Below are 25,279 nucleotides of genomic sequence, written 5' to 3'. Positions count from 1 at the left end.
TCCCTCATTCTAAACAGTCAATCAAAGGAAGAACTTCTAAAAAATCCCTCTTGTCAACATGATTCGGTATTTCTTTTTTGAGTACTTCTTTGGCACAAAAGGCAATTCCTAGTCCTGATGACTTCAACATTAATAGGTCATTGGCCCCATCACCGATTGCAATCGTTCTTTCTTTAGAAAGTTTTAGTTCCTCTCTCCATTTTTCCATAGTCTCTTTTTTGACCTCAGGACTTATAATTTGTCCAATCAATTTTCCAGTTAAAAGACCATCTTTGACTTCAAGTTGGTTGGCAGAGAAATGGGCAACTCCAAGTGATTTTGCTAATCTCTCAACTATTGGTATAAATCCACCGGACACCAGACCAACTAGGATTCCATTCTTTTGGAGAATAAAGATAAATTTCTGTGCATTTGGCGATAGATGAATAGAGTTGAATACTGTATAAAAGACCGAATCAGGGAGGCCTTTTAACAAAGCTACTCTCTCTCGTAAACTCGTTTCAAAGTCTAACTCTCCTCTCATTGCCCGACTTGTAATCAGCGAAATTTCCTCCTCACGACCTGCCTCTCTTCCCAAAAGATCAATTACTTCTTCTAGGAGTAAGGTTCCATCAACATCCATAACACACAAACCTTTTACTTGAGACATCAGTTCTCCTCTCTAAACAGCCCAAAAATCGTATGAAGTCATCATACGATTTTATCTATTAATTAACTAAACTATGGTACAAGTCAAGGTATGACCTGCAGGCTGTATCCCACGAGAAATCACACTCCATAGCTTGTTTTTGTAGATTTCTCCAAACATCAGGATGGTTTCTATACAAGTCCAAAGCTGTTTGGAAAGTCCAATTTAACCAGTAAGGAGATAAATTGTCAAAGCTAAAGCCAGTACCGCTTCCTTCGATTGGATTGAAGGCTTTAACGGTATCTCGCAAGCCACCAACTTCATGGACCAATGGCAAGGTTCCGTAACGCATAGCCATCATCTGAGACAAGCCACACGGTTCAAAACGACTCGGCATGAGGAAGAGGTCACAAGCAGCGTAGATTTCTTGAGCAAGTTTGACATCAAAAGTGATATTTGCTGATAGCTTGTCTGGGTAAATCTGAGCAAACCATGAGAAAGCTCCTTCAAAGGCTGGATCTCCAGTTCCCAAAAGAACAATCTGAACATCATTTTGCAAGATATGGTGAAGACTTTCCACCACCACATCAAAACCTTTTTGACGTGTCAAACGAGAAACAATTCCCACCAGAGGAACGTCAGCTCTAACTGGCAAGCCAACTCTTTCTTGCAATTTTGCCTTGTTTTGGGCTTTACCAGACAAATCTTCCTGATTAAAATGATAATCTAAAAGAGCATCCGTCTGAGGATTATAAAGGTCAGCATCAATCCCATTCACGATACCAGACACCTTGCCAGACTCCATTCGAAGAATCTGATCCAAGTTACATCCGAACTGACTGGTCATAATTTCATGAGCATAACTAGGTGAAACGGTTGAAACACGATCCGCATAGAGAATACCTGCCTTCATCCAGTTCAGACAGTTATTCCAGCGAAGGGTACCATCAGCGTAACGTTCGAAGCCAACTCCAAACAAATCCCATAACATTCCTTCTGAAAATTGTCCTTGGAATTCTAAATTATGAATGGTTAAAACTGTTTTAATGCCCTCATAGGCTTGAATCCAACGGTATTTTTCCTTTAACAAGAAAGGAATCATAGCTGTATGGTAGTCATGAACATGGAGAAGGTCAGGAATAAAGTCAATTCTTTCCATAGCCTCAATGGTAGCAAGTTGGAAGAAAGCAAAGCGTTCTCCGTCATCAAAATCACCGTAAACATGACCACGGAAGAAATAATATTGGTTGTCAATAAAGTAGAAGGTTACACCATTTAATACTGTTTTCTTAATTCCACAATACTGTCTGCGCCAACCAACGCTCACCTCAAAATGAAGAACATCTTCAATCTGATTTCCAAATTTAGCCTCTACCATGTCATAGTAGGGGAGAATTACTGCAACTTCATGTCCCGCTTTTACCAGTGATTTGGGAAGAGCACCAATGACGTCTCCCAAACCACCTGTTTTTGAAAAGGGTGCACCCTCAGCTGCTACAAATAAAATTTTCATGAATGAATATCCTCTGTTACTTTAGCACCTTTCTTAACGACGACTGGATGTTCTGCAGTTCCACGGATCACAACTCCATCCGCAACTTCAACACCCTTGTCCAAGATAGCATATTCTACCTGAGCACCTTCTCCAATAACAACACGAGGGAATAAGATGCTATCTTTAACCAAGCTATCCTTATGGACATGAATATTACGTGATAAAACAGAATTAGCCACTTGACCTTCAATAATACTACCAGAGGCAAACTGAGAAGTGCTTACCTTAGATGTATTAGCATAATAAGTTGGCTCTTCGTTTTTGACCTTTGTATAAATCTTTTGATTTGGTGAGAAGAGAGAGTAGAATTTTTGTGTTTCAAGCATATCTTTGTTAGCTTTGTAATAAGACTCTACAGAATGAATATTTGCTAGATAACCTGTGTACTCGTAGGCAAAAGCCCCTTCTTTTGCAGCCAAATCCCGTAAAACATAGCGCAACTTCTCTGGATGTTCTTTTTTAGCTTCTTCTTCCAAGCGTTCTATCAACCAAGGTGTATCAACGACAAAGATATCTGTAGACATGTTATAGATTTGATCTGGTAACTTGCTATCAAAGAGTTTATGAGAACGAACATGGTCTGTTTCATCCACTTCCAAGATTGCGTTTACTTCTGAAATGTCTTTCTTAGCTAGTTTTTTATAAACTACAGTGATAGGCCCTTTTGTTGTACTATGTAGATGGAAAACTTGGTTCAAATCAATGTTAATCAAAACATCACAGTTGAGGGCAACTGTTTGGTTTGAGCCAGAACGTTTCAAGTAAGTAAGAAGCTGTTGGTAGTATTCTTTTCCAACTGTACTACTTTCCACACGGGTATTGTAAATACCTAGATAATAGTGGCTAAGAAGAGTTGACAAGCCCCACTCACGTCCTGAACGGATATGGTCAAAGACTGAGCTAATATTATCTTGTTGGAAAATACCAAAGATACTACGGACACCTGCATTAGCAAGACTTGAGAGCGGGAAGTCGATCAAACGATATTTCCCACCAAATGGCAAACTAGCTACTGGACGGTGGTCGGTCAATGTTGACATATCATGAAAACCAACTGTGTTTCCTAAAATGGCAGAATATTTATCAATCTTCATCTGTTGCTACCCCCACTACTTCATCATATCCTACAACCTGTACTTCTTCTGTTCCATCAATTTCGACACCATCAGAAATAACTGCACCTTCACCAATAATGGCACGTTTGATTTTAGCTCCCTGACCAACAATTGCACCACTCATGATAACTGAATCTACTACTTCTGCCCCTTCGCGAACTTGCGCACCTGTTGAGAGGATAGAATGTTTAACAGTTCCATCTACGAAACAGCCATCGACAACCAAGGAATCTTCCACATGAGCATTTGCCCCAAGGAAGTTTGGTGGTGAAATTAAGTTTCTTGAGTAAATCTTCCATTGACGGTTACGGCTATCCAAGGCATTTTCTGGTGAAATATATTCCATGTTAGCTTCCCAAAGCGATTCAATCGTACCAACGTCTTTCCAGTAACCATTAAATTCATAAGCATAAACACTTTCACCTGACTCAAGGTAATTTGGAATGACATTTTTACCAAAGTCTGACATATCGACATTGCTCTTTTCAGCAGCAACGAGCATATTGCGGAGACGTTGCCAATCAAAAATGTAAATTCCCATAGAAGCTTTTGTAGATTTAGGTTGAGCTGGTTTTTCTTCAAATTCAACAATACGATTGTTTGCATCTGTATTCATGATACCAAAACGGCTAGCTTCTTTCAGAGGAACATCAAGAACTGCTACTGTCAAACTGGCATTATTATCCTTGTGAGACTGGAGCATATCATCATAGTCCATTTTATAGATGTGGTCCCCAGACAGAATCAAGACATACTCAGGATTGACACTGTCAATATAATCGATATTTTGGTAAATAGCGTGGCTAGTCCCCTCAAACCAACGATTTCCTTCACTTGCAGAATAGGGTTGAAGAATAGAGACACCTGAATTGATACCATCTAGTCCCCAGCTTGAACCATTCCCGATATGGTTGTTGAGAGCAAGTGGTTGGTACTGTGTAATGACTCCAACATTGTTGATGCCTGAGTTGGCACAGTTTGAAAGAGCAAAGTCAATGATACGGTAGCGCCCACCAAATTGCACAGCTGGTTTTGCGATGCTTTGAGTGAGTTTACCGAGACGAGTTCCTTGCCCACCAGCAAGAATCAAAGCTAACATTTCATTCTTCATTTTCTACTCCTTTTTGGTTTTTACTTGTGACGGTTTTAGTAGGTTTCAAGCGACGTTTGATTTTCCAAACACTTGCTCCCATAGCCGGTAGGGTAAAGGTCAAGGTCTGCTCATAATCTTTCCATAGTCCTTCTTGCGTTTGCACAGTTTGATTATGTTCTTTCCAAACGCCTCCCCACTCTTCTAACTCAGTATTCCAGACTTCTTCGTAAATCCCTGCAACAGGAAGTCCGATTGTAAAATCTTTTCGTTCAACTGGTGCCATGTTAAAGACGCAGACTAGCATATCGTCCTTCTTACCCTTACGGATGAAAGAAAGAACACTCTGGTCTCGATTATCCGCATCAATGATTTCAATACCATCATAGCTGGTATCGATTTCCCACAAACAGCGATGATCTTTGTAAAACTGGTTTAGCTGAGAAGTGAAATACTTCATCTTCGCATTCATTGGATCTTCTAGGTTTGACCATTCCAACTGTTCTTCAGATTTCCATTCTAGGAATTGCCCATATTCACTACCCATGAAAAGCAATTTTTTACCTGGGTGACAAATTTGGTAAGTGTAGAGATTGCGCAAGCCTGCGAATTGATTGTAGCGATCTCCCCACATCTTATGCATCATACTCTTCTTACCGTGAACCACTTCATCGTGCGAGAATGGTAGGAGATAGTTTTCCTTGAAGACATACATAAAGCTGAAAGTCACCAGATTAAAGTCATATTTACGGTAAATCGGATCTTCTTCGTAGAATCGGAGGATATCATTCATCCAGCCCATATTCCACTTGTAGTCAAATCCTAGACCATCTGAATCCTTAGTGTCAGTAATCTGAGTAGCTGATGAACTTTCTTCTGCAATCATCATCACATCTGGATGAACTAGTTTAATCACATCATTCAAGCGTTGAAGGAAATAATATCCCTCATAGTTGAGATTGCCACCATCTTTATTAGGTGTCCATGGAGCATCATCGTAGTCTAAATAGAGTATATTGCTGACAGCATCCACACGAATACCATCTAGATGGTAAAAGTCAATCCAAAACTTAATACTAGAAATCAAGAAGGACTGGACTTCATTTTTTCCAAGGTCAAAATTGAGAGCGCCCCAACCATAGTTATGAGCCTTATTATGGTCTTGGTACTCAAAAGTCGGTGTCCCGTCATAATAAGCTAAGGCATCATCATTAATGGTGAAATGACCAGGTACCCAGTCTACAATAACCCCAATATTGTTTAAGTGACATTCCTCAACAAAATCTTGAAATTCTTCAGGACGACCATAGGCATGCTCTAGAGCAAAGTAACCCATAAGCTGATAGCCCCAACTCAAACCTAGTGGGTGGGACATCAGAGGCATAAACTCAATGTGAGTATAATTCATCTCAACCAAGTAAGGAATGAGTTCATCTTTCAATTGAGAAAAACTATAGGGGCTGCCATCAGGATTTCTCTTCCAAGAGCCAGCATGAGCCTCGTAAATATTGACAGGACGCTCTTCAAAGCTCAAGCGTTTTCTACGGGCTAGCCAGAGACCATCCTTCCATTTCTTTTCTGGAATCTCTGTTAAAATAGCCCCAGTACCAGGTCGTGCCTCATACCTTACAGCCAAAGGGTCAATCTTCATCAACTGATGACCGTTTGATCGTGTGATATGATACTTATAAATTTGGCCTTCTTGAGCAAGAGTGGTAAAGACTTCCCAGATCCCAAATTCATTTCGTTCCATTGGAATTTGATTTTCAACCCAATCGGTAAAATCACCAACTAGATGAACTGCTTGTGCATTTGGGGCCCAAACCCTAAAGGTATAGCCTATTTCTCCGTTTTTCTCCTCTCTATGCGCTCCTAAATAATGCTGGAGGTGAAAGTTCTCACCTGTAGTAAAGGTTCTTAATGCTTCTTGATTATTCATTCAATCCCCTTTCTTTTGTAAGCGTTTTCTATAATTCTATTATACACTCTTTTAAGATAACTTTCAAGTAATTTACGAAGGAAATCATATTTTTTTATGAAAGCCTTCAAAAAATTACCTAGCATTTTAAAAAAGATATCCAGAAAATAGAACACGAAACAATTTCCATATATTTTTTTATTATAATAGCAGAATATTCGTTTTTTATCAATTTTAAACTGTATTTTTTTGAAAAGAATAAAATCAGAAAGTAATTTTCCTGATTTTACATTTTATTTCACATCAAAAACAATGGATTTGACATTTGTCATCGCTTCAATGCTATATTTAATTCCTTGCACTCCAGCTCCAGAACCTTTGACACCAAGGAATGGGAAATTATCTGGACCACGTTGGGTTTTATTATTAATATGAACTGTACCCACTTCAAGTTTTTCAGCAATTTCAAAGGCCTTTTTGAAATCATTTGTAAAGACTGAGGATTGAAGGCCGAATTCAGATTCGTTGGCAAAGGCAATTGCTTCTTCTACATTAGCCACACGAATAATTGGTAAAACAGGGCCAAATGGCTCTTCCCATGCTACTTTCATATCTTTTGTAACTTGGTCAAAAAGCACTGGCCAGAGAAGATTGCCCTCACGTTTGATTGGTGTAAGAGCCTGAGCCCCTTTTTCTTGTGCATCCTCAATCAAGCCCCAGATGAAGTCGGCTGAAGCATTGTCAATAACAGGTGTAATATCAGCATTGTCAAATGGATCACCAACTGTTAATTTAGCAACCTCTGCTTGAAGCAAAGCAGCTAGTGTATCTGCTACACTTTCGATAACAATAACACGTTTAATGGCCGTGCAACGTTGCCCTGAGTAGCTAAAGGCTCCCGCAACAATTTGCTTGGTAGCATGTTCCAAATCTGCATCTTCTAGTACAAGAGCCGCATCTTTTCCGCCAAGTTCCAACATGATAGGACGCATACCAGCTAAACGACCAATACGTTCTCCGATAGGAGTTGAACCTGTAAAGTTGATGAAGTTGACTTCTTTGTGCTCAATGATATAATCCCCAATTTCTGAACCACGTCCCGTAATGGTATTGAAAACACCTGCTGGAATCCCTGCTTCCTCAAAGGCTTTAGCCAACAAGAGACCAGAAATAGAACCTTGTGTTGGTGGCTTAAACATAACCACATTCCCTGCAATCAAGGCCGGAGCAATCTTAGATCCAGAAAGGTTGACTGGATAGTTAAAGGGAGCAATAGCTAGCACGACTCCAACCGGCTCACGACGGACAACAGCCAGTTTATTTTTACTTGCTGCCTCAAAACCACCACCTTCCATCGCTTGTCCAGTGATACGGAGACCTTCCTCAGCAGCATAACGAATCAAGTCTGCTGTACGCACTACTTCTCCAATGGCTGCTTTAATCCCTTTTGCTACTTCTTTGGCAAGGATAGTACCAATTTCTTCCTTATCACGTTCTAAAATAGCTGCTGTTTTATGCAAATAAGCCGCACGTTCAACTGCTGATAAAGCTCGCCATGCTGGCAGGGCTGCACGCGCAGCTTGCATAGCCTCATCTACTTCTGCTTGGCTCATAGCGGGTACTGTCCCTAATTCTTCTTGATTGATTGGTGAATAAATCGTAATTTCTTTTTCAGATGATTTCCATTTTCCATTTACTAAATTCTGATATCTTGTCAAATTCTCGTCCTCCTGAAAATGATTAAGATATATTTTACCAAATTTTCAGAAAATTACAACCCTTTTTACAATATTTTTGAGATTATTTTCACAAGCTTGACTTTTCAAACTATTTGAAACTTGATTCTAATCTTCATTGAAAACTTATAAATGATAAAAAGGATTAGACAATCTAACCCTTTTTAGTTTATGCATTTAAGAGAGTACTTTTAGCACTGCGACACTAGTATCATCAATGACATTTTCTTGTTTCGAACGACTATTGGTCACAAGCATTTCTAGATTTCCTGCATTTTCAAAGTATAAGGAAGTTCCCTTGGCATTGAATACTACCAATAGATGTTCTGGCCCCCCGTGAATCTCGTAAACAATCCATCCGCTATTTTCTGCAGCTGTGTGAACAAAGACATGACGGTAAACTTCTTCGTATGTAGGATAAGAAAAGGCGCTAGTCTGTGTTTTCAGTCGAATAATTTGACGGACAAAGTCAATGCTTTCTTGTCTTTCATTGATTAAATCCCAGTTTATTTGGTTAACACTGTCAGGAGCGTTGTAACTATTCATAGCACGTTCTCGGTCTGCCGAAGTGAGTTGTCCATGTTCACCCGTCGGAATTAATTTGGTTCGACCAAATTCTTGGCCAATTTCCATAAAGGACATTCCTTGCATGAGAAGGTTCATTACTGTCGCCGTCTCAACCTTGCGCATAATCTGGTCTGAACTTTGATCAGGATGAAGAGTCGCCAACAAATCATGAAGATTGTAATTGTCATGGGCTTCAACATAGTTGAGAACCTGGTTTGGACTGAGATAAGAACCCAATTCTCGGCTACCAAGAATGGCCTTGGCAATGATTGGTTCAGTGGCTGCACCACTTACAAATCCTGACTTGATTGCACCATAAACTTCTCCTCCTTTGACCGCATCACGCTGATTATCATTGAAGAATCCGATATTTGGCATTTGGTAGGCATTATCCTTCTTGGCCTTATCATAAGTTGCAAGACCTGTTCCCATATCCCAGCCTTCTCCATAAGTGATAATACGGGGATCAACCTCATCTAGCGCCCAACGAATCGCTTGCATGGTTTTGACATTATGAATACCCATCAAGTCAAAACGGAAGCCGTCAATATTGTATTCCTGTACCCAGTATAGAAGAGAATCAATCATGTACTTGCGGAACATTTCGTGTTCACTGGCTGTTTCATTTCCAACACCTGTTCCATTCTGGAAGGTACCGTCTGGATTCATACGATAGTAGTAATCAGGGACAGTTGTTTGGAAAGGTGCATCAACCGTTGAAAAGGTGTGATTATAAACCACGTCCATAATGACACCAATCCCCGCATCGTGATAGGCTTGAACCATGGTCTTCAAATCACGAATGACCTGCCCTGGATCATCTGGATTACTAGAAAAACTTGGTTCTGGTGCATTGTAGTTTTGAGGGTCATAACCCCAGTTATAGGTTACATTTCCATCCTCATCGTATTCCTTATGGCGATCAAAGATAGGCTGGAGTTGAACATAGTTGCAGCCAAGTTCTTTGATATAGTCAAAGGCGGTTGCTTGTCCGAATTGGTTTACAGTTCCAGTCTGGGCAGCACCAAGGAAGGTTCCACGGAGATGCTCTGCAACTCCAGAGGTCGGAGATTTGGTTAAATCTCGGATATGCATTTCACAGATAACTGCTTTACATGGATTTTCCAAACGCCAAGGCGCTTCTGTTCCATGTTTGACCACAAATCCTTCTACTTGTCTGTCTTGATGAGAAAGAATTACGGAACGTTTGCCGTCAGGACTTGTGGCAATCGTGTAAGGATCTCTCGTCACAGTCTGGTGGTGAGGAAAGTAAATCTGATACTGATAAGCCTTGCCAGCAAGATTTTCATCTAAGTCTAGACTCCAAACACCAATGGTATTGTACTTATGACTGTATGAATAGCTATTACCACGCTCTAGATTAAAGGTTTTCCAAATCGGAGCGTCGTTGCTGGTATTTTCGTAGACAACCACCTGTACAGCAGTAGCCGTAGGAGCCCAAAGTTTAAAGCTAGTCTGATAATCTGAAAGACTGTAACCTAGTTCTCCTTGGTAGCCCCAGTGGTGATCAAAACTAGCGCTATGTATTGCTCTATCAAAAGCAAATGGATTTTGATCTTTGTAGTAAGGACTAGCAATGGCTGGGTTTTCAGAATAATAAACAGTCTCGTCGCCCTCTAAAATCCAAACTTCTGTCAGAAGCGGATAGTAGTTATAACGCACGGAATATTCCTTAACTGTCCCATCAATCTCGACAGAAAACTTCAGGTTTTCTAACTTTTCTTGACTTGTAACTGTGAAGGAGAACTTTGCTCCAAAAAAGTTATTTTCATAATACAATTTTTCAACATTGTCCGCCTGTTTTCTACTAAATGAACAGGCTGCATAATCCCCGTTTTTTCGATGAAAATGGATGACTACAGGGTAATTTAACATTTCTTTTCCTAATTTCTAATTTTAATTTAATTTTTTATGTGGTGCTGATAGATTCAGCAATTTAATTTCTGACTCAAGATAGACTCAATTCATGTCAAAACACTTCAGGATAGACAGTTTCAGACTATCTAACATCTAGCCTTCTACTATTCTTTACAAACTTTCGAGCCAAGCTTCATCTCGAACTTCAATACCAAGTTCTTGTGCTTTTTGAAGTTTACTTCCAGCATCTGCACCTGCCACGACGAGGTCGGTCTTTTTAGAAACACTGCCAGTCACTTTAGCACCCAAACTTTCGAGTTTATTTTTAGCTTCTGAGCGCTTGAGCCGTTCCAATTTTCCAGTCAATACAACGGTCAAACCTGACAAGGCCGCATCTGCCACTACCGTCTGTCCTTTATAGTCCAGATTGACCCCAGCTTCTTTCAATTCTTTGAGGAGAATTTCAGAGCCTTCTGTCGCAAAATATGTCTGAAGACTCTTGGCAATCACACTACCCAGACTTTCAATACTAGCCACTTCATCTGAATCTGCCTGAGCCAGATTTTCAATCGAGTGGAAATGTTGAAGTAACAGCTGACTGGCCTTGCTTCCGACATGACGAATGCCCAAACCAAACAAGAGCTTTTCAGCAGAATTTTCCTTAGATGCTTGGATGGCCTGATACAGTTTAGCAGCAGACTTTTCCTTAACCCCCTCTAAAAGGAGGAAATCTTCTTCTTTCAAACGGTAAATATCCGCCACATCCTTTACTAAATTGGCAGCAAATAGCTTCTCAACTACTGATGGACCGAGTCCTGTAATATTCATGGCATCTCGAGAAGCAAAGTGAATCAAACCTTCCATAATTTGGGCAGGGCAACGCGGATTGATACAACGGAGGGCCACTTCATCTTCAAAGTGCAACAAGTCAGAGTTACAACTTGGACAGTTTGTAGGGATATCTAGTTTTTCTTCAGAAATCCGTTTGGACTCTACTACACGTAAAACGGCAGGGATAATGTCACCAGCCTTATAGACGATAACCGTATCATCTTTGCGGATATCTTTTTCAGCAATATAATCCACATTATGCAGAGTCGCACGGCTAACAGTTGTACCAGCTAGTTGTACTGGTGTTAGATTGGCTGTTGGGGTTACAACACCCGTACGGCCAACTGTCCAATCAACTGATAAGAGTTGAGCTTCTTTTTCTTCAGCTGGGAACTTGTAGGCCACTGCCCACTTTGGAGCCTTGACGGTAAAACCGAGTTCTTCTTGGCTTGCTAAATCATTGACCTTGATCACCACTCCATCGATATCATAAGGCAGGTTTTCCCGTTCCTGTCCTACTTCTTGGATAAAATTCCAGATTTCATCTATGTTTTCTGCCAAGATTCGCTTAGGATTAACCACAAAACCTAGTTGTTCAAGGTGCTTCAACACCTTTTCTTGACTGTCACGAGTTGAAAGACTGGCTTCTTGATAGAGGAAGGTAGCAAGATTGCGCTTGGCTACTACTGCCGTATCCAACTGTCGCAGGGTGCCTGCTGCCGCATTCCGAGGATTGGCAAATTCAGGCTCTCCATTTTCTTGTCGTGCTTGGTTGACCTGGTCAAAAGAAGAGCGTGGCATATAACATTCCCCACGAACTGTAATATCAAGTTCTTCTGGTAAGGTCAAAGGAATGTCCTTAACACGCTTGAGGTTTTCCGTGATATTCTCCCCAACAGAACCGTCTCCACGTGTTGCACCAGCAAGCAAAATCCCCTTTTCATAAGTCAGCGAGATAGACAAGCCATCGATTTTCAGCTCACAAATATAGGTTGGATGAGCCACTTCCTTACGAACACGTGCATCAAAAGCTTCAAGCTCCTCACGTGAAAAAGCATCCTGCAAACTATAAAGAGGATACTGATGACTGTATTTTTCAAAACCATCTAAAACCTTGCCACCAACACGATGGGTCGGACTGTCTGCTAATACTTGATCTGGATAGGCAGCCTCCAACTCAACCAACTCACGGTAAAGGCGGTCATACTCACTATCTGAAACCGACGGATTGTCGCTGGTATAGTACTCAGTCGCATAGCGATTGAGCAAGGCGACTAACTCATTCATTCTTTTATTCATAAAACCATTTTACCATAAACTAAGCCCTTCTCACAAACGAGAAGGGCGAAAAAACACTTAGATTGGAATTATTTTTGAAGTCCAAGCAAACTTATGTCTCTTTTTCAAAATGAGTTCGAACATATCCGAGAGCTAAGAAAGATAAGGCTACAACTCCAAGTCCAATAATCAAGAAAGAATAAAGATGGACACTTGGAAGAAAGGTCATCAAACCTTTCGCAATCGGCATAAAGAGAATTGCCAGTGTAAAAATGGTACTCAATACCCTACCCAGATATTCTCCATCAATCTTGGTCTGTACCTGTGTAAAGAAGTGAATATTAAAAATCGTCATAAAGAGTTCACAAATCAGGTTTCCAGAAAAGGTTAAAATATTGGGCAGTGGCAAACCCATCATGAAAACTCCTACTCCTGTTAAAATCAATAAGAACAAAAGTGTATTCATACTTGATTTAAATTTATTTGCTATCAGTGCTCCTATAATTGAGCCAATCGCACCCATGGTTAAGATAGTCGCATAAGCTCCTTCTACTCCATATAGTTTATTTGAAAAAGGAAGCAAAAACTCAAAAGCCGCAAAAAAGAAATTAACGCTGGAAGCCACTAACAGGAGAAAGAAAATCTCTTTTTGATGCCAGATATAGTGCAAGCCATCTTTGATATCTGCAAAAATATCTTTACCAGTAAAAAGTTTCTTATCTTGAACCATTGGTTCTTCTTTTGGAAGTAAGGCCACTAGAACAAATGCTATAAAAAAAGTCAAAGCATCTAGTAAGAGCGTCAGATGGAGACTTGAGAATTGTAAAACAAGAAAAGAAAGTACAGGAGAACTCACGCTGACAACCTGCAAGACCAACTCCAAACGAGAATTGTAGAGGACCAGTTCATCCTTCTCTACCAATTCGGTGATAATGGCCTTATTTGCTGGTCTAGAAAAGGCAAAAGCAATAGCCTGAACAATATTGGCAAAAATCAAAGCTCCAATCATCCAGCTGTCATTCCTTATAAAAGAAATAGCCAGACAAAGAATCCCACAAACAAGGTCTGCCGCCATTAAAATCTTACGACGAGAAAAACGGTCTGAAATGACTCCGCCAAAGGGATTTACGAGAATAGATGTGACGAGTTCAGAAATCTGATACATTCCTAAAACAGTCTGGCCTATGGCCCCCATGGAAGCCAACCAGACACTATTTCCATAATCATAGAGCATATTCCCTATCTTGTTAACAGCTCCGCGACTAATCAACTGTACTGCATAGCGATTCATATAAAAACTCCTCTCAAATTTTGAAACTATTGTATCAAAACCGAAAGGAGCTTTTTCATTTTTCCCTTATTTGGGAAAATTAATCTTTGATAAATTTTTTGTAGTGTTCCTGATAGTAGGCTACTTGCTCTGGAAGATCTAGCACGTCAAAAATATGCATGGCCTCTTGCATTTGCTTACAACCTTCTTTACACTGTCCTTTTTGGTACAAGGCAAAGCCTTTTAGGTAATGTAAAATATTTCGTTCATACAGACTAATGTTTTTACCAATAATCTTCTCTGTATAAGTCTCAAAATAGCTTGCATTGTCAAAAGAAAGATGCTCTAAACAATGCTGGTAACAATTGAGGGCCAAAATCAAAACCAATCTCTTATGGCGACCAATCTCTTGATAAAATTCCTCCCTCTCCATGACTTCTCTACCAATCCGAGTGACATAGTCTACATCGTAGAAACTATAGAGGTTACCGAAAAGAATCAACTCATACATGGTCCATTCTTCTGTTTTGAAGAGATAATCTGCTACCTTATCTAAATCATCCTGCTTCATATGATAACTCGAATCTCTTTGACAAATCAGACCTTGCAACAAAATCCAGTTCAGCTCAAAATAGAGTGGATTTGTCGAACTCTTAGCCTTTTCAAGTTGTTCACTTTGAAGCTTTTGAAAACCTGCAATATCATTTGAGTAGTAAAGGGGTACAATTTGTCCCATCATGGAAACATGTTCATGATTATGGAAATCCCTAGCCTTATCCATGAAATTTTCGATTGTTACATGAATGTTATCCAAAATCTCAAAGAAACGCGAGACTGCTAGGTCAGACTCCCCAAGCTCAAAGCGAGATAACTGAGAAGTTGAACAGGACTCCCCTGCCGCCTCCTTTAAAGAATAATTTCCACTTGTCCGAAATTCACGAAATACCTTTCCAAGATGTTCCATCTTTACACCTGCTCTGATAATTCTTCCCATTCAAGCATGGCTTCTTCCTGACGATGGCTGATTTTGTCCAGCTCAGCCTGCAATTCCATGAGTTCGCCGGCATCGTTTGTTTCCAACATTTGTTCAGAAATGGCTTGGCTTTGACTTTCTAGCTCTTCAATTTCAGCTTCTAGACTTTCGATTTGTCGCATGAGTTTGCGAACTTCTTTTTGACTTTCTTTCTGGGCCTGATAGTCATTGACTGGACTTGATTCTTTTACTTGATTGTGAGTTGAATCTTCCTCAGCCTGAGTCATTTCTACTTCTGCTTTCTTCTCAACATAGTAGTCGTAATCTCCCAAGTAAAGAGTTGAACCATTCTCAGACAATTCCAGTACATGCGTTGCCACACGATTGATAAAGTAGCGGTCGTGGCTGACAAATAGAAGAGTTCCATCAAAGTCAATCAAGGCATTTTCCAACACTTCCTTGCTATCAATATCCAAGTGGTTGGTTGGCTCGTCAAGAATCAGGAAGTTGTTGTTTTCCATAGACAATTTAGCCAAAAGCAAACGAGCTTTCTCTCCACCTGACAGCATGCCTACTGATTTTTTAACGTCATCTCCTGAGAAAAGGAAAGCGCCAAGACGGTTACGAATTTCAACTTCCGGTGTCAGTTTAAAATCATTCCAGAGTTCATCAAGGACCGTATTACTTGATGTCAGCTTGCTTTGGGTTTGGTCATAGTAACCCACCTCCACATTGGCTCCAAATCGCTTTTCACCCTTGATAAAAGAAATCTGATCCACAATAGATTTGATAAAGGTTGATTTCCCAATACCATTTGGACCAACGATGGCGACAGCATTCATCTTACGAAGGTCTAAGTTGATAGGCTCTGACAATATTTCCCCATCATAGCCAATAGCTGCATTTTCGACAGTCAGAACAACATTACCAGACGTTTTTTCAGACTGGAAAGTCATGTTGGCTGATTTCTTACTAGCTTCTGGCTTGTCCAAACGCTCCATTTTTTCCAGTTGTTTACGTCGAGATTGGGCACGTTTGGTCGTCGAAGCACGGACTAGATTGCGATTGACAAAGTCTTCCAGAGCAGCGATTTCCTTTTGTTGCTTTTCATAGTTTTTTGCCTCAGTAGCTAGCTTTTGCTCCTTTAACTCAACAAAACGAGAGTAGTTACCCACATAGCGATCCAAGGAATGCTTGGTCAAATCTAGCGTAATTGTCGCAACCTTATCTAAGAAATAACGGTCGTGGCTGACAATAATAAGGGCGCCGCTATAGTTTACCAAGTAATTCTCTAGCCAAGCGATAGTTTCAATATCCAAGTGGTTGGTTGGCTCGTCCAAGACCAAGAGATTGGGCTTTTCAAGGAGCATTTTGGCAAGTGCCAGACGAGTATTTTGACCACCCGAAAGCTCGGCAATTTTCATCTGCCACATAGATTCGTCAAACTTGAATCCATTCAAAATCGCTCGTATATCAGCTTCATAGGTAAAGCCACCTGCTTGGCGAAAATTCTCAGATAAGCGGTCGTAATCTGACATCAGTTTATCCAAATCTTCACCAGATTTTTCACCCATCTCCAGCTCCATCTGACGAAGTTGTTTCTCAGTCCGACGCAAGTCATCAAAGACATGAAGCATCTCATCGTAGATGGTATTTTCAGACTCAAAACGGCTATCTTGAGCTAGGTAAGACAGAGAAATATCTTTTTTCTTATTGATTTCACCACTAGTTGGCTCCTCTTCTCCAACCAAAATCTTCAAAAGAGTAGACTTACCTGCACCATTTTTCCCAACAAGGGCTATCCGATCACGTTCATCAACTTGTAGGTTAATATTATCAAAAAGAACCTCTCCTGCAAAAGAACGTTCAATTTTATTAGCTTGTAAAATAATCATACAAACAGTATAGCATGTTTCCCTAAGGCATTCAAGACTTGATAAACCGGCATATGACACCACTTTTCTGAAAATTATGCTACCGTTTTACTAAAACGCTAAAAAGTGCTATAATGTGAACGGTTAAAACAATTTACAAAAAGGAGAATTTCAATGTCTTACCAAGAAAATTACCAAAAATGGGTCGATTTTGCCGGCCTTCCCGACTATCTTCGTCAAGATTTAGAAAACATGGACGAAAAAACAAAAGAAGATGCTTTCTACACCAATCTTGAATTTGGTACTGCAGGTATGCGCGGCTTGATCGGTGCAGGTACAAACCGCATCAACATCTATGTTGTTCGTCAAGCAACTGAAGGTTTGGCTCGTTTGATTGAGTCAAAAGGTGGAAACGAAAAAGAACGCGGTGTTGCAATTGCCTACGATAGTCGTCACTTCTCACCTGAGTTTGCCTTTGAATCTGCTGCAGTTCTTGCTAAACACGGTATCAAATCTTACGTATTTGAAAGCCTTCGTCCAACTCCAGAACTCTCATTTGCAGTTCGTCACCTCAACTGTTTTGCAGGTATCATGATTACTGCCAGCCATAACCCTGCTCCATTTAACGGTTACAAGGTTTATGGTGAAGACGGTGGGCAAATGCCTCCACATGACGCGGACGCTTTGACTACTTACATCCGTGCTATCGAAAACCCATTCGCTATCGAAGTTGCTGATGTAGAAGCTGAAAAAGCTTCTGGCTTGATTAAAGTTATCGGCGAAGCTGTTGATGCAGAATACCTCAAAGAAGTCAAAGACGTAAACATCAACCCAACCTTGATTGAAGAGTTTGGTAAAGACATGAAGATTGTCTACACACCACTTCATGGTACTGGTGAAATGTTGGCTCGCCGTGCTCTTGCACAAGCAGGATTTGACTCAGTTCAAGTCGTTGAAGCTCAAGCAACTCCAGACCCAGACTTCTCAACTGTTAAATCTCCAAACCCAGAAAACCAAGCAGCCTTTGCCCTTGCTGAAGAACTCGGCCGTCAAGTTGGTGCTGATGTTCTTGTGGCGACTGACCCAGACGCTGACCGTGTTGGTGTTGAAGTTCTTCAAAAAGATGGTAGCTACCTCAACCTTTCAGGTAACCAAATCGGTGCTATCATGGCTAAATACATCTTGGAAGCCCACAAAAACGCTGGAACTCTTCCAGAAAACGCAGCCCTCTGCAAATCTATCGTATCAACTGACTTGGTAACGAAGATTGCTGAAAGCTACGGCGCAACCATGTTCAACGTTTTGACAGGTTTCAAATTCATTGCTGAAAAAATCCAAGAATTCGAAGAAAAACACAATCACACTTACATGATGGGATTTGAAGAAAGCTTCGGTTACTTGATTAAACCATTCGTACGTGATAAAGATGCTATCCAAGCCGTTCTAGTCGTTGCTGAACTTGCTGCCTACTACCGTTCACGTGGTTTGACCCTTGCTGACGGTATCGAAGAAATCTACAAAGAGTACGGCTACTACGCAGAAAAAACTATCTCTGTTACCCTTTCAGGTGTCGATGGTGCTGAACAAATCAAAGCGATTATGGCTAAGTTCCGTAACAATGCTCCAAAAGAATGGAATGCAACAGCTATCACTATCGTAGAAGACTTCAAAGCTCAAACAGCTACTGCTGCTGACGGTACTGTTACAAACTTGACAACTCCTCCAAGTGATGTGTTGAAATACACACTTGCTGACGGTTCATGGATTGCCGTTCGCCCTTCAGGGACAGAACCAAAAATCAAGTTCTACATTGCAGTTGTAGGGGAAACAAACGAAGAATCACAAGATAAGATTGCTAATATTGAAGCAGAAATCAATGCTTTTGTAAAATAAATCCCTATAAAAGATGAGAATAACCAATCTCATCTTTTTTTCGTATCAAATCTAAGCAATTTTAGAAACTTTATGGCATACTAGACTTATCAATGAAAGCGAGGTAATCTCATGGAACAATTTTTAGATAATATCAAAGACCTTGAAGTCACTACAGTTGCGCGTGCGCAAGAAGCTCTTGATAAAAAAGAAACTGCAACCTTCTTTATCGGTCGCAAAACTTGCCCTTACTGCCGTAAGTTTGCTGGTACCTTGGCAGGTGTCGTAGCTGAAACTAAAGCTCACATCTACTTCATCAACAGTGAAGAACCAAACCAACTCAATGAGTTACAAGAATTCCGCTCACGCTATGGAATTCCAACCGTACCAGGCTTCATTCACATTGCAGATGGACAAATCAATGTCCGTTGCGACTCTTCAATGTCAGCACAAGAAATCAAAGAATTTGCTGGATTGTAAAAAAGCCACTCATCGAGTGGTTTTTAAATGGTCAAAATTACGTTTTTTCAAGCAAATCTTGTATCATCCGATGCAGTTCTTCGATTTTCTCAGATTGTTTCTCTATTAATATTCTTTGGCTCGATAATTCGTCTTTGAGTTTATCAAGTTTTATCTGTTCATCTGGATTATCCTTTACAAAAAAATTCGTCAAGGCACTTGTTAACATTCCTATTGTACCAATCCCTACCAACATTAATAAAACAGCTATCCATTTCCCAAAAAGGGAAATTGGAACAATATCACCATAACCAACAGTAGTTACTGTCACAAGAGCCCACCAAAGACTATCTGAGAAGGATTTTTCTTCAACTACAGATAAAATTGAACTTCCCACTAGTACGATAAAGATATTAACATACAAGATATAAATCAGGCCATTTGTCCGTAAGAATCTACTAATTTTTCTTTCTAATTTACCTGTAAGTCCAATTATTCTAAGTAAACGAGTCAGTTTCAGTAATTTTGTCATCCTTGCTAAGCGGAAGATACGCCCTAATCGAAAAACTATGAAAATAGCATTTAAAGGGAGAATAGCCAATAAATCAAAAATATTTTCAAGAATAAAGCGCCATTTTTCTTTACTTGAAAAGAACCGACAACCATAATCTACCACAAACACAAACCAAAGTTGTATGTCAATAATACTGTATGGAGGATTGTCTAAATCAATCATCTCAGCAAATCCAAGCAAGACAAGAACAACGGATATTAACGCAAGTATGATAATCGTTGTGTCATAATAATCCTTGAATAACCATTTTCTTTTCACATCATTTCTCCTATATCATTTGTAAACATTATACCACACCAAATCTCTACTAAAATATATAAAAGAAGGCACATTCGCCTTCTTTTTTATATCTCTGTCAATGGTGTTGCGGTATCCGGTGAGGTATCGTAAACCTTAAAGTCTACTCCTACACCTAAATCAGCTTGTGCTAGCTGATTAACCATGGTCATGTGAGCCAGCTCCTTGATATTGTTCTCTTTAGACAAATGTCCTAGGTAGATTTTCTTAGTGCGATTTCCTAAGGTACGAATCATAGCTTCGGCACCATCCTTGTTAGAAAGGTGACCGAGATCCGATAGGATTCGTTGTTTGAGTCGCCAAGCATAAGATCCTGCTCGCAGAATCTCTACATCATGGTTGGACTCGATAAGATAGCCATCTGCATTCTCGACAATTCCTGCCATTCTATCACTAACATAACCTGTATCAGTCAGTATGACAAAACTCTTATCATCCTTCATAAAGCGATAGAACTGCGGTGCGACTGCATCATGGCTTACACCAAAACTCTCGATGTCGATATCTCCAAAGGTTTTGGTTTTGCCCATTTCAAAGATATGCTTTTGTGAAGAATCCACCTTGCCAAGATACTTGCTATTTTCCATAGCCTGCCAAGTCTTTTCATTGGCATACAAATCCATACCATACTTGCGAGCCAAAACACCTACACCGTGGATATGGTCTGAATGCTCATGCGTAATCAAGATGGCATCCAAGTCTTCTGGCTTGCGATTAATTTCAGCAAGTAGGCTAGTAATCTTTTTACCAGATAAGCCGGCATCCACTAAAAGTTTCTTTTTTGGAGTTTCCAGATAAAAGGAATTTCCACTGGAACCCGACGCTAAAATACTGTATTTAAAGCCTGTTTCACTCATTCTAGTCTTCTACTTCGTCCTCCCATACTTCTTCCTTCACTGCATCCTTATCATAAGGGAGCACAATGGTAAAGGTTGATCCCTTACCATATATACTCTTGGCCCAAATAAAGCCCTTATGTTGTTTGATAATTTCTTTGGCAATAGACAGTCCCAAACCTGTTCCACCTTGGGCACGACTTCTAGCACGATCCACACGGTAGAAACGGTCAAAGATACGAGGCAAATCCTGCTTAGGAATACCCAATCCTTGGTCTGAGATAGACAAAATCATCTGATCATCAGTTGTCTTCATGGTCACTGTGATTTTTCCACCATCTGGAGAATATTTAATGGCATTGTTGAGAATATTATCAATCACCTGTGTAATTTTGTCTGTATCAATTTCAATCCAGACAGAGGTAATCGGATAATCTCTCACCAATTCATATTTCTTCTCTTCATCTGGTCCCCTCATCTTATCAAAACGGTTAAGGATAAAGGTAATAAAGGCAGTGAAGTTAATCAGTTCCACGTCTAGGTGAGTGGTTGCATTGTCAATCCGTGAAAGATGGAGAAGATCTGTCACCATTCGCATCATACGGTTGGTTTCGTCTAGAGATACCTTGATAAAGTCTGGTGCGACAGGTTCTGACAAGGCCCCCTCATCCAAGGCTTCAAGATAGGATTTTACGCTAGTCAGAGGCGTTCGTAGCTCATGACTAACGTTGGAAACAAAGAGTCTCCGTTCCCGTTCTTCCTTCTCCTGCTCCGTCGTATCATGCAAAACTGCAACCAAACCTGAGATAAAACCAGACTCTCGACGAACCAAGGCAAAACGTACACGAAGGCTCAGATATTCACCATTGGCATCTTGAGAATCAATCATAAGCTCAGGAACTTGGGTAATCAAATCACGAAGTTCATACTCATCTTCAATCCTAAGCAATTCTAGAATACTTTTATTGAGAACTTCTTCCTTCTGAACACCTAGCTGTTTCTTAGCCATGTCATTAATCATAGTAATCTTGCCACGACGATTGGTCGCAAGGACACCATCTGTCATGTAAGAGAGGATACTGTGTAATCGTTTACTCTCTTGTTCCAGATTTTCTTGAGTCAAGCGGATTACTTCTGATAAATCATTGAGATTATTGGTAATATTGGTAATTTCAGAACTTCCCTGCATATCCAATACCTGAGAATAATCTCCTGCAATCAAGTCTTTTACCTTTTGATTGATTTGCTTCAACCGAATATTATCCCGACGATTTTCTAGTAAGAGCAAGGTCACCACTAAAATAAAGCCAAGTAGAATGAGGATAAAGATAAAATCACTGGTTAAAACTGTGTCTTTTATTAGTTTAATCATTATTTCTCATATAATAACCAACACCGCGACGTGTTAGGATATACTCTGGACGACTTGGTGTATCTTCAATCTTCTCACGCAAACGTCTGATAGTTACGTCAACAGTCCGAACATCTCCGAAATAATCATAACCCCAGACCGTTTCAAGCAAGTGTTCACGCGTAATCACTTGACCAATATGAGATGCCAAGTGGTACAAGAGCTCAAATTCACGGTGGGTTAAGTCTAGTTCTTCACCATATTTTTTAGCCACGTAGGCATCTGGCACAATCTCCAAGTCCCCAATTTGCAAGGGTTGGGTTTTCTTTTCATCTGACTCCTGATTATCTACAGAAGCCAAGTCCGTACGACGAAGAAGAGCTTTAACACGCGCCTGCAATTCACGATTCGAGAAGGGTTTTGTCACATAGTCATCAGCCCCAAGCTCTAAACCGATAACCTTATCAAATTCGCTATCCTTAGCTGACAGCATGATAATAGGCACACTACTTGTCTTGCGAATAGTCTTAGCAACTTCTAAACCATCGATTTCAGGAAGCATCAAATCCAGAATAATAATATCTGGTTGCTCTGCTTCATATTGCTCTAACGCTTCACGACCATTAAAAGCAGTTACAACCTCGTAACCTTCCTTGGTCATATTAAACTTGATAATATCCGAGATTGGTTTTTCATCATCTACAATTAATATTTTTTTCATTTGTTCACCTTTTTCTCTACTATTATATCAAAAAAATAACAAGAAAACACAATAGCTAATCTTTGCTACTGTCTAAGTTGGCTTGTGCATAAGCCTGCCAGATTTTTTGTTGGGGTTTGGCAAGTGGAACATCCTTGAACTCTTCTGGTGAAAGCCAGCGAACTTCCCTATCGGAAAAGTTATGAAAATCAGTCACCTGACCTGCTACAATTTGAACATGCCATTTACGGTGGCTAAAGATATGCTTGACTGTCTCAAAATAAACATCAAGCCAATCAACATCTAGGTCATAGTCCTGCTGGAAACTCTCTTCTGGACTGGGACCAAAGTTCACATTTTCTTCTGCAATCTGATGAAAGAGGTCAAACTGCTCTTCTTGCGAAAAATTATCAACTTCTATCAAGGGGAAATGCCAAAAGCCTGCCAATAGCTTTTCGCTTTCATTTTTTTCAAGTAAAAATTGTCCCTGAGTATTTTTGACCACCAAGGCTTTTAGATAAATGGGAACTGGCTTTTTCTTGGGAGCCTTGATTGGATAACGGTCCATTGTGCCATTCTGATATGCCGCACTAAAGTCCTTCACTGGACTCTCTTCTGGCCTAGGATTTACAGGAGCCTCAATATCAGATCCTAAATCCATCAAAGCTTGATTAAAATCACCTGGACGATCCTGATCAATCAAGATTTCCATCATTGCTTGAAAAATTTTGCGATTACTTGGAATGCCAATATCGTGGTTGACTTCAAACAGACGTGCTAAAACACGCATGACATTACCATCTACAGCCGGCTCAGGCAAGTTAAAAGCAATACTGGAAATGGCTCCTGCTGTATAAGGACCAATCCCTTTCAAGCTGGAAATTCCTTCATAGGTATTTGGAAATTGACCACCAAAGTCAGTCATAATCTGCTGGGCTGCAGCTTGCATATTGCGTACTCGAGAATAATAACCCAAACCTTCCCAAGCCTTCAACAAACGCTCTTCAGGCGCATTCGCCAAACATTCTACTGTTGGAAACCAGTCCAAGAATCTTTCGTAGTAAGGGATAACTGTATCCACCCTAGTCTGCTGAAGCATGATTTCAGATACCCAGATATGATAAGGATTTTTACTTTTCCTCCAAGGTAAATCTCTTTTGTTTTCATCATACCAGGCAAGAAGTTTCTCACGGAAAGAAACAATCTTCCCATCCGGCCACATGACGATACCATATTCTTTCAAATCTAACATATCTCTAGTATAACACAGAAGATTCTAACTGTCCTTTTCCTAGTATTAATACTCTTCGAAAATCAAATTCAAACCACGTCAACGTCGCCTTGGATTATATATGTAACTGACTTCGTCAGTCTTATCTACAACCTCAAAGCAGTGCTTTGAGTAGCCTACGGCTAGTTTCCTAGTTTGCTCTTTGATTTTCATTGAGTATAAAAAGCCTCTTCCCAAGGGAAAGAGGACTAAATCTTATTGATGAACTGCTTGAGCCGCTGTGATAAGAGTCAACTTGTAAACATCATCCGCATTACATCCACGAGAGAGGTCGTTAACTGGCTTGTTCAAACCTTGTAAAACAGGCCCTACGGCCGCAAAACCACCGAGACGTTCGGCCATCTTGTAACCAATATTTCCTGCCTCGATACCAGGGAAGATGAAGACATTTGCTTGACCAGCTACTGTACTTCCCGGAGCTTTCAGAGCTGCAGTTTCAGGAACAAAGGCTGCATCAAATTGCAACTCACCATCAATTTCCAGGTCAGGACGCAAGTCGTGAGCAATTTTAGTTGCTTCAACGACCTTATCGACGCTTTCACCAAATCCTGAACCTTTAGTAGAATAGCTTAGCATAGCAATTTTAGGTTCGATGCCAAACATCTTAGCTGTGATTGCTGAGTTGATTGCAATTTCAGCCAAAGCTTCTGCATCTGGATTAATGTTAATGGCACAGTCTCCAAACAGGTAACGTTCAGTACCACGAACCATGAGGAAGGCACCTGAAGTACGAGTTACATTTGGACGAGTTTTGATGATTTGAAGAGCTGGACGAACTGTTGAAGCTGTTGAGTGAATCGCTCCTGATACCATTCCATCAACCAAGCCCAAGTAAACCAACATAACACCAAAATAGTTGACATCTTCAACCAAAACCTTGCGTGCATCTTCTTCAGACATTTTGCCCTTACGACGCTCTACCAAGGCAGCAACCATTTCTTCAAATTGAGGATAATGTTGAGGGTCAATGACTTCATAACCATCCATGATACCTTCAATTTCAAGATAAATTTTAATTTTTTCAGGATTTCCAAGCAAAACAGGAATTACTTCTGTTTCTTTTACCAGGCGTTTAGTCGCTTGAAGAATACGAGGTTCTTCCCCTTCAGGGAGAACGATACGAGCATTTTTACCAACCAAGTTGGCTTTGAGACTTTCAAAAACTTCCATGAGTTTTCTCCTTTAA

At 40.3% G+C, this 25,279-nt stretch carries 19 protein-coding genes; 2 read left to right on the top strand and 17 right to left on the bottom strand.

What is annotated here, in order from left to right:
* Nucleotides 1–4: 4 nt before the first annotated feature.
* The 11 genes from serB to B7703_RS07875 all read right to left on the bottom strand — a co-directional run bounded on the left by serB (nucleotide 5) and on the right by B7703_RS07875 (nucleotide 16,734).
* Nucleotides 5–649, bottom strand: coding sequence for a phosphoserine phosphatase SerB (gene serB / locus B7703_RS07925; RefSeq protein ID WP_084924347.1), 645 nt, complete (start codon nucleotides 647–649; stop codon nucleotides 5–7).
* A 58-nt stretch (nucleotides 650–707) separates the two neighbouring features.
* Nucleotides 708–2,141: a glycogen synthase GlgA gene (gene glgA, locus B7703_RS07920; RefSeq protein WP_084924345.1), complete on the bottom strand. Its 1,434-nt coding sequence runs from the start codon at nucleotides 2,139–2,141 to the stop codon at nucleotides 708–710.
* Nucleotides 2,138–3,277, bottom strand: coding sequence for a glucose-1-phosphate adenylyltransferase subunit GlgD (gene glgD, locus B7703_RS07915; RefSeq protein WP_084924344.1), 1,140 nt, complete (start codon nucleotides 3,275–3,277; stop codon nucleotides 2,138–2,140). The genes glgA and glgD overlap by 4 nt, the downstream gene beginning before the upstream one ends.
* On the bottom strand, nucleotides 3,267–4,409 hold the full coding sequence (locus tag B7703_RS07910; protein WP_020902830.1) for a glucose-1-phosphate adenylyltransferase: 1,143 nt from the start codon (nucleotides 4,407–4,409) through the stop codon (nucleotides 3,267–3,269). The genes glgD and B7703_RS07910 overlap by 11 nt, the downstream gene beginning before the upstream one ends.
* The gene (gene glgB, locus B7703_RS07905) at nucleotides 4,399–6,327 is read right to left on the bottom strand and encodes a 1,4-alpha-glucan branching protein GlgB (RefSeq protein ID WP_084924342.1); all 1,929 of its coding nucleotides are present in this window, start codon (nucleotides 6,325–6,327) and stop codon (nucleotides 4,399–4,401) included. Before glgB ends, B7703_RS07910 begins: the two co-directional genes overlap by 11 nt.
* A 272-nt stretch (nucleotides 6,328–6,599) precedes the next feature.
* Entirely contained in the window at nucleotides 6,600–8,024 is a 1,425-nt protein-coding gene (locus B7703_RS07900; RefSeq protein WP_084924340.1) for an NADP-dependent glyceraldehyde-3-phosphate dehydrogenase, read from the bottom strand.
* Between the two features lie 195 nt (nucleotides 8,025–8,219).
* Nucleotides 8,220–10,505 (bottom strand): type I pullulanase, encoded by a 2,286-nt coding sequence (gene pulA, locus B7703_RS07895; protein WP_049515311.1) that lies wholly within the window; start codon nucleotides 10,503–10,505, stop codon nucleotides 8,220–8,222.
* A gap of 153 nt (nucleotides 10,506–10,658) precedes the next feature.
* Entirely contained in the window at nucleotides 10,659–12,617 is a 1,959-nt protein-coding gene (ligA, locus tag B7703_RS07890; RefSeq protein WP_084924339.1) for an NAD-dependent DNA ligase LigA, read from the bottom strand.
* A 91-nt stretch (nucleotides 12,618–12,708) separates the two neighbouring features.
* Complete coding sequence (locus B7703_RS07885; protein ID WP_060628237.1) at nucleotides 12,709–13,887, bottom strand: MFS transporter; 1,179 nt, start codon at nucleotides 13,885–13,887, stop codon at nucleotides 12,709–12,711.
* Nucleotides 13,888–13,966: 79 nt separating this feature from the next.
* Nucleotides 13,967–14,830: an Rgg family transcriptional regulator gene (locus B7703_RS07880; protein ID WP_084924617.1), complete on the bottom strand. Its 864-nt coding sequence runs from the start codon at nucleotides 14,828–14,830 to the stop codon at nucleotides 13,967–13,969.
* A 2-nt stretch (nucleotides 14,831–14,832) separates the two neighbouring features.
* The gene (locus tag B7703_RS07875; protein ID WP_084924337.1) at nucleotides 14,833–16,734 is read right to left on the bottom strand and encodes an ABC transporter ATP-binding protein; all 1,902 of its coding nucleotides are present in this window, start codon (nucleotides 16,732–16,734) and stop codon (nucleotides 14,833–14,835) included.
* Between the two features lie 153 nt (nucleotides 16,735–16,887).
* On the opposite strand from B7703_RS07875, the gene B7703_RS07870 reads away from it, so the two are divergent.
* Together B7703_RS07870 and B7703_RS07865 are read left to right on the top strand one after the other, a co-directional pair.
* The gene (locus tag B7703_RS07870) at nucleotides 16,888–18,606 is read left to right on the top strand and encodes a phospho-sugar mutase (protein WP_084924336.1); all 1,719 of its coding nucleotides are present in this window, start codon (nucleotides 16,888–16,890) and stop codon (nucleotides 18,604–18,606) included.
* A gap of 111 nt (nucleotides 18,607–18,717) precedes the next feature.
* Nucleotides 18,718–19,065, top strand: a complete 348-nt coding sequence (locus tag B7703_RS07865) for a DUF6568 family protein (RefSeq protein ID WP_084924334.1) — start codon at nucleotides 18,718–18,720, stop codon at nucleotides 19,063–19,065.
* A 37-nt stretch (nucleotides 19,066–19,102) separates the two neighbouring features.
* On the opposite strand, the gene B7703_RS07860 is transcribed toward B7703_RS07865, so the two are convergent.
* From B7703_RS07860 to pta, 6 genes are all read right to left on the bottom strand, one after another.
* Complete coding sequence (locus tag B7703_RS07860; protein ID WP_084924333.1) at nucleotides 19,103–19,876, bottom strand: potassium channel family protein; 774 nt, start codon at nucleotides 19,874–19,876, stop codon at nucleotides 19,103–19,105.
* An 86-nt stretch (nucleotides 19,877–19,962) separates the two neighbouring features.
* Complete coding sequence (locus B7703_RS07855; protein ID WP_084924331.1) at nucleotides 19,963–20,772, bottom strand: MBL fold metallo-hydrolase; 810 nt, start codon at nucleotides 20,770–20,772, stop codon at nucleotides 19,963–19,965.
* Between the two features lies 1 nt (nucleotide 20,773).
* Complete coding sequence (gene vicK / locus B7703_RS07850; protein ID WP_084924329.1) at nucleotides 20,774–22,123, bottom strand: cell wall metabolism sensor histidine kinase VicK; 1,350 nt, start codon at nucleotides 22,121–22,123, stop codon at nucleotides 20,774–20,776.
* The gene (gene yycF / locus B7703_RS07845; RefSeq protein ID WP_033685152.1) at nucleotides 22,116–22,823 is read right to left on the bottom strand and encodes a response regulator YycF; all 708 of its coding nucleotides are present in this window, start codon (nucleotides 22,821–22,823) and stop codon (nucleotides 22,116–22,118) included. The genes vicK and yycF overlap by 8 nt, the downstream gene beginning before the upstream one ends.
* A gap of 55 nt (nucleotides 22,824–22,878) precedes the next feature.
* Nucleotides 22,879–24,054 (bottom strand): A/G-specific adenine glycosylase, encoded by a 1,176-nt coding sequence (gene mutY, locus B7703_RS07840; RefSeq protein WP_084924327.1) that lies wholly within the window; start codon nucleotides 24,052–24,054, stop codon nucleotides 22,879–22,881.
* Nucleotides 24,055–24,288: 234 nt separating this feature from the next.
* A complete protein-coding gene (gene pta, locus B7703_RS07835) occupies nucleotides 24,289–25,263 on the bottom strand; it encodes a phosphate acetyltransferase (RefSeq protein WP_000451580.1) in 975 nt (324 codons plus the stop codon).
* Nucleotides 25,264–25,279: the final 16 nt, after the last annotated feature.

The organism is Streptococcus mitis, assembly GCF_002096735.1.
In the GTDB taxonomy this organism is placed as follows: Bacteria; Bacillota; Bacilli; order Lactobacillales; family Streptococcaceae; genus Streptococcus; species Streptococcus mitis_CZ.
Note: the sequence above shows the minus strand (reverse complement) of the source record. Positions and strands in the feature narration are given on the sequence as shown.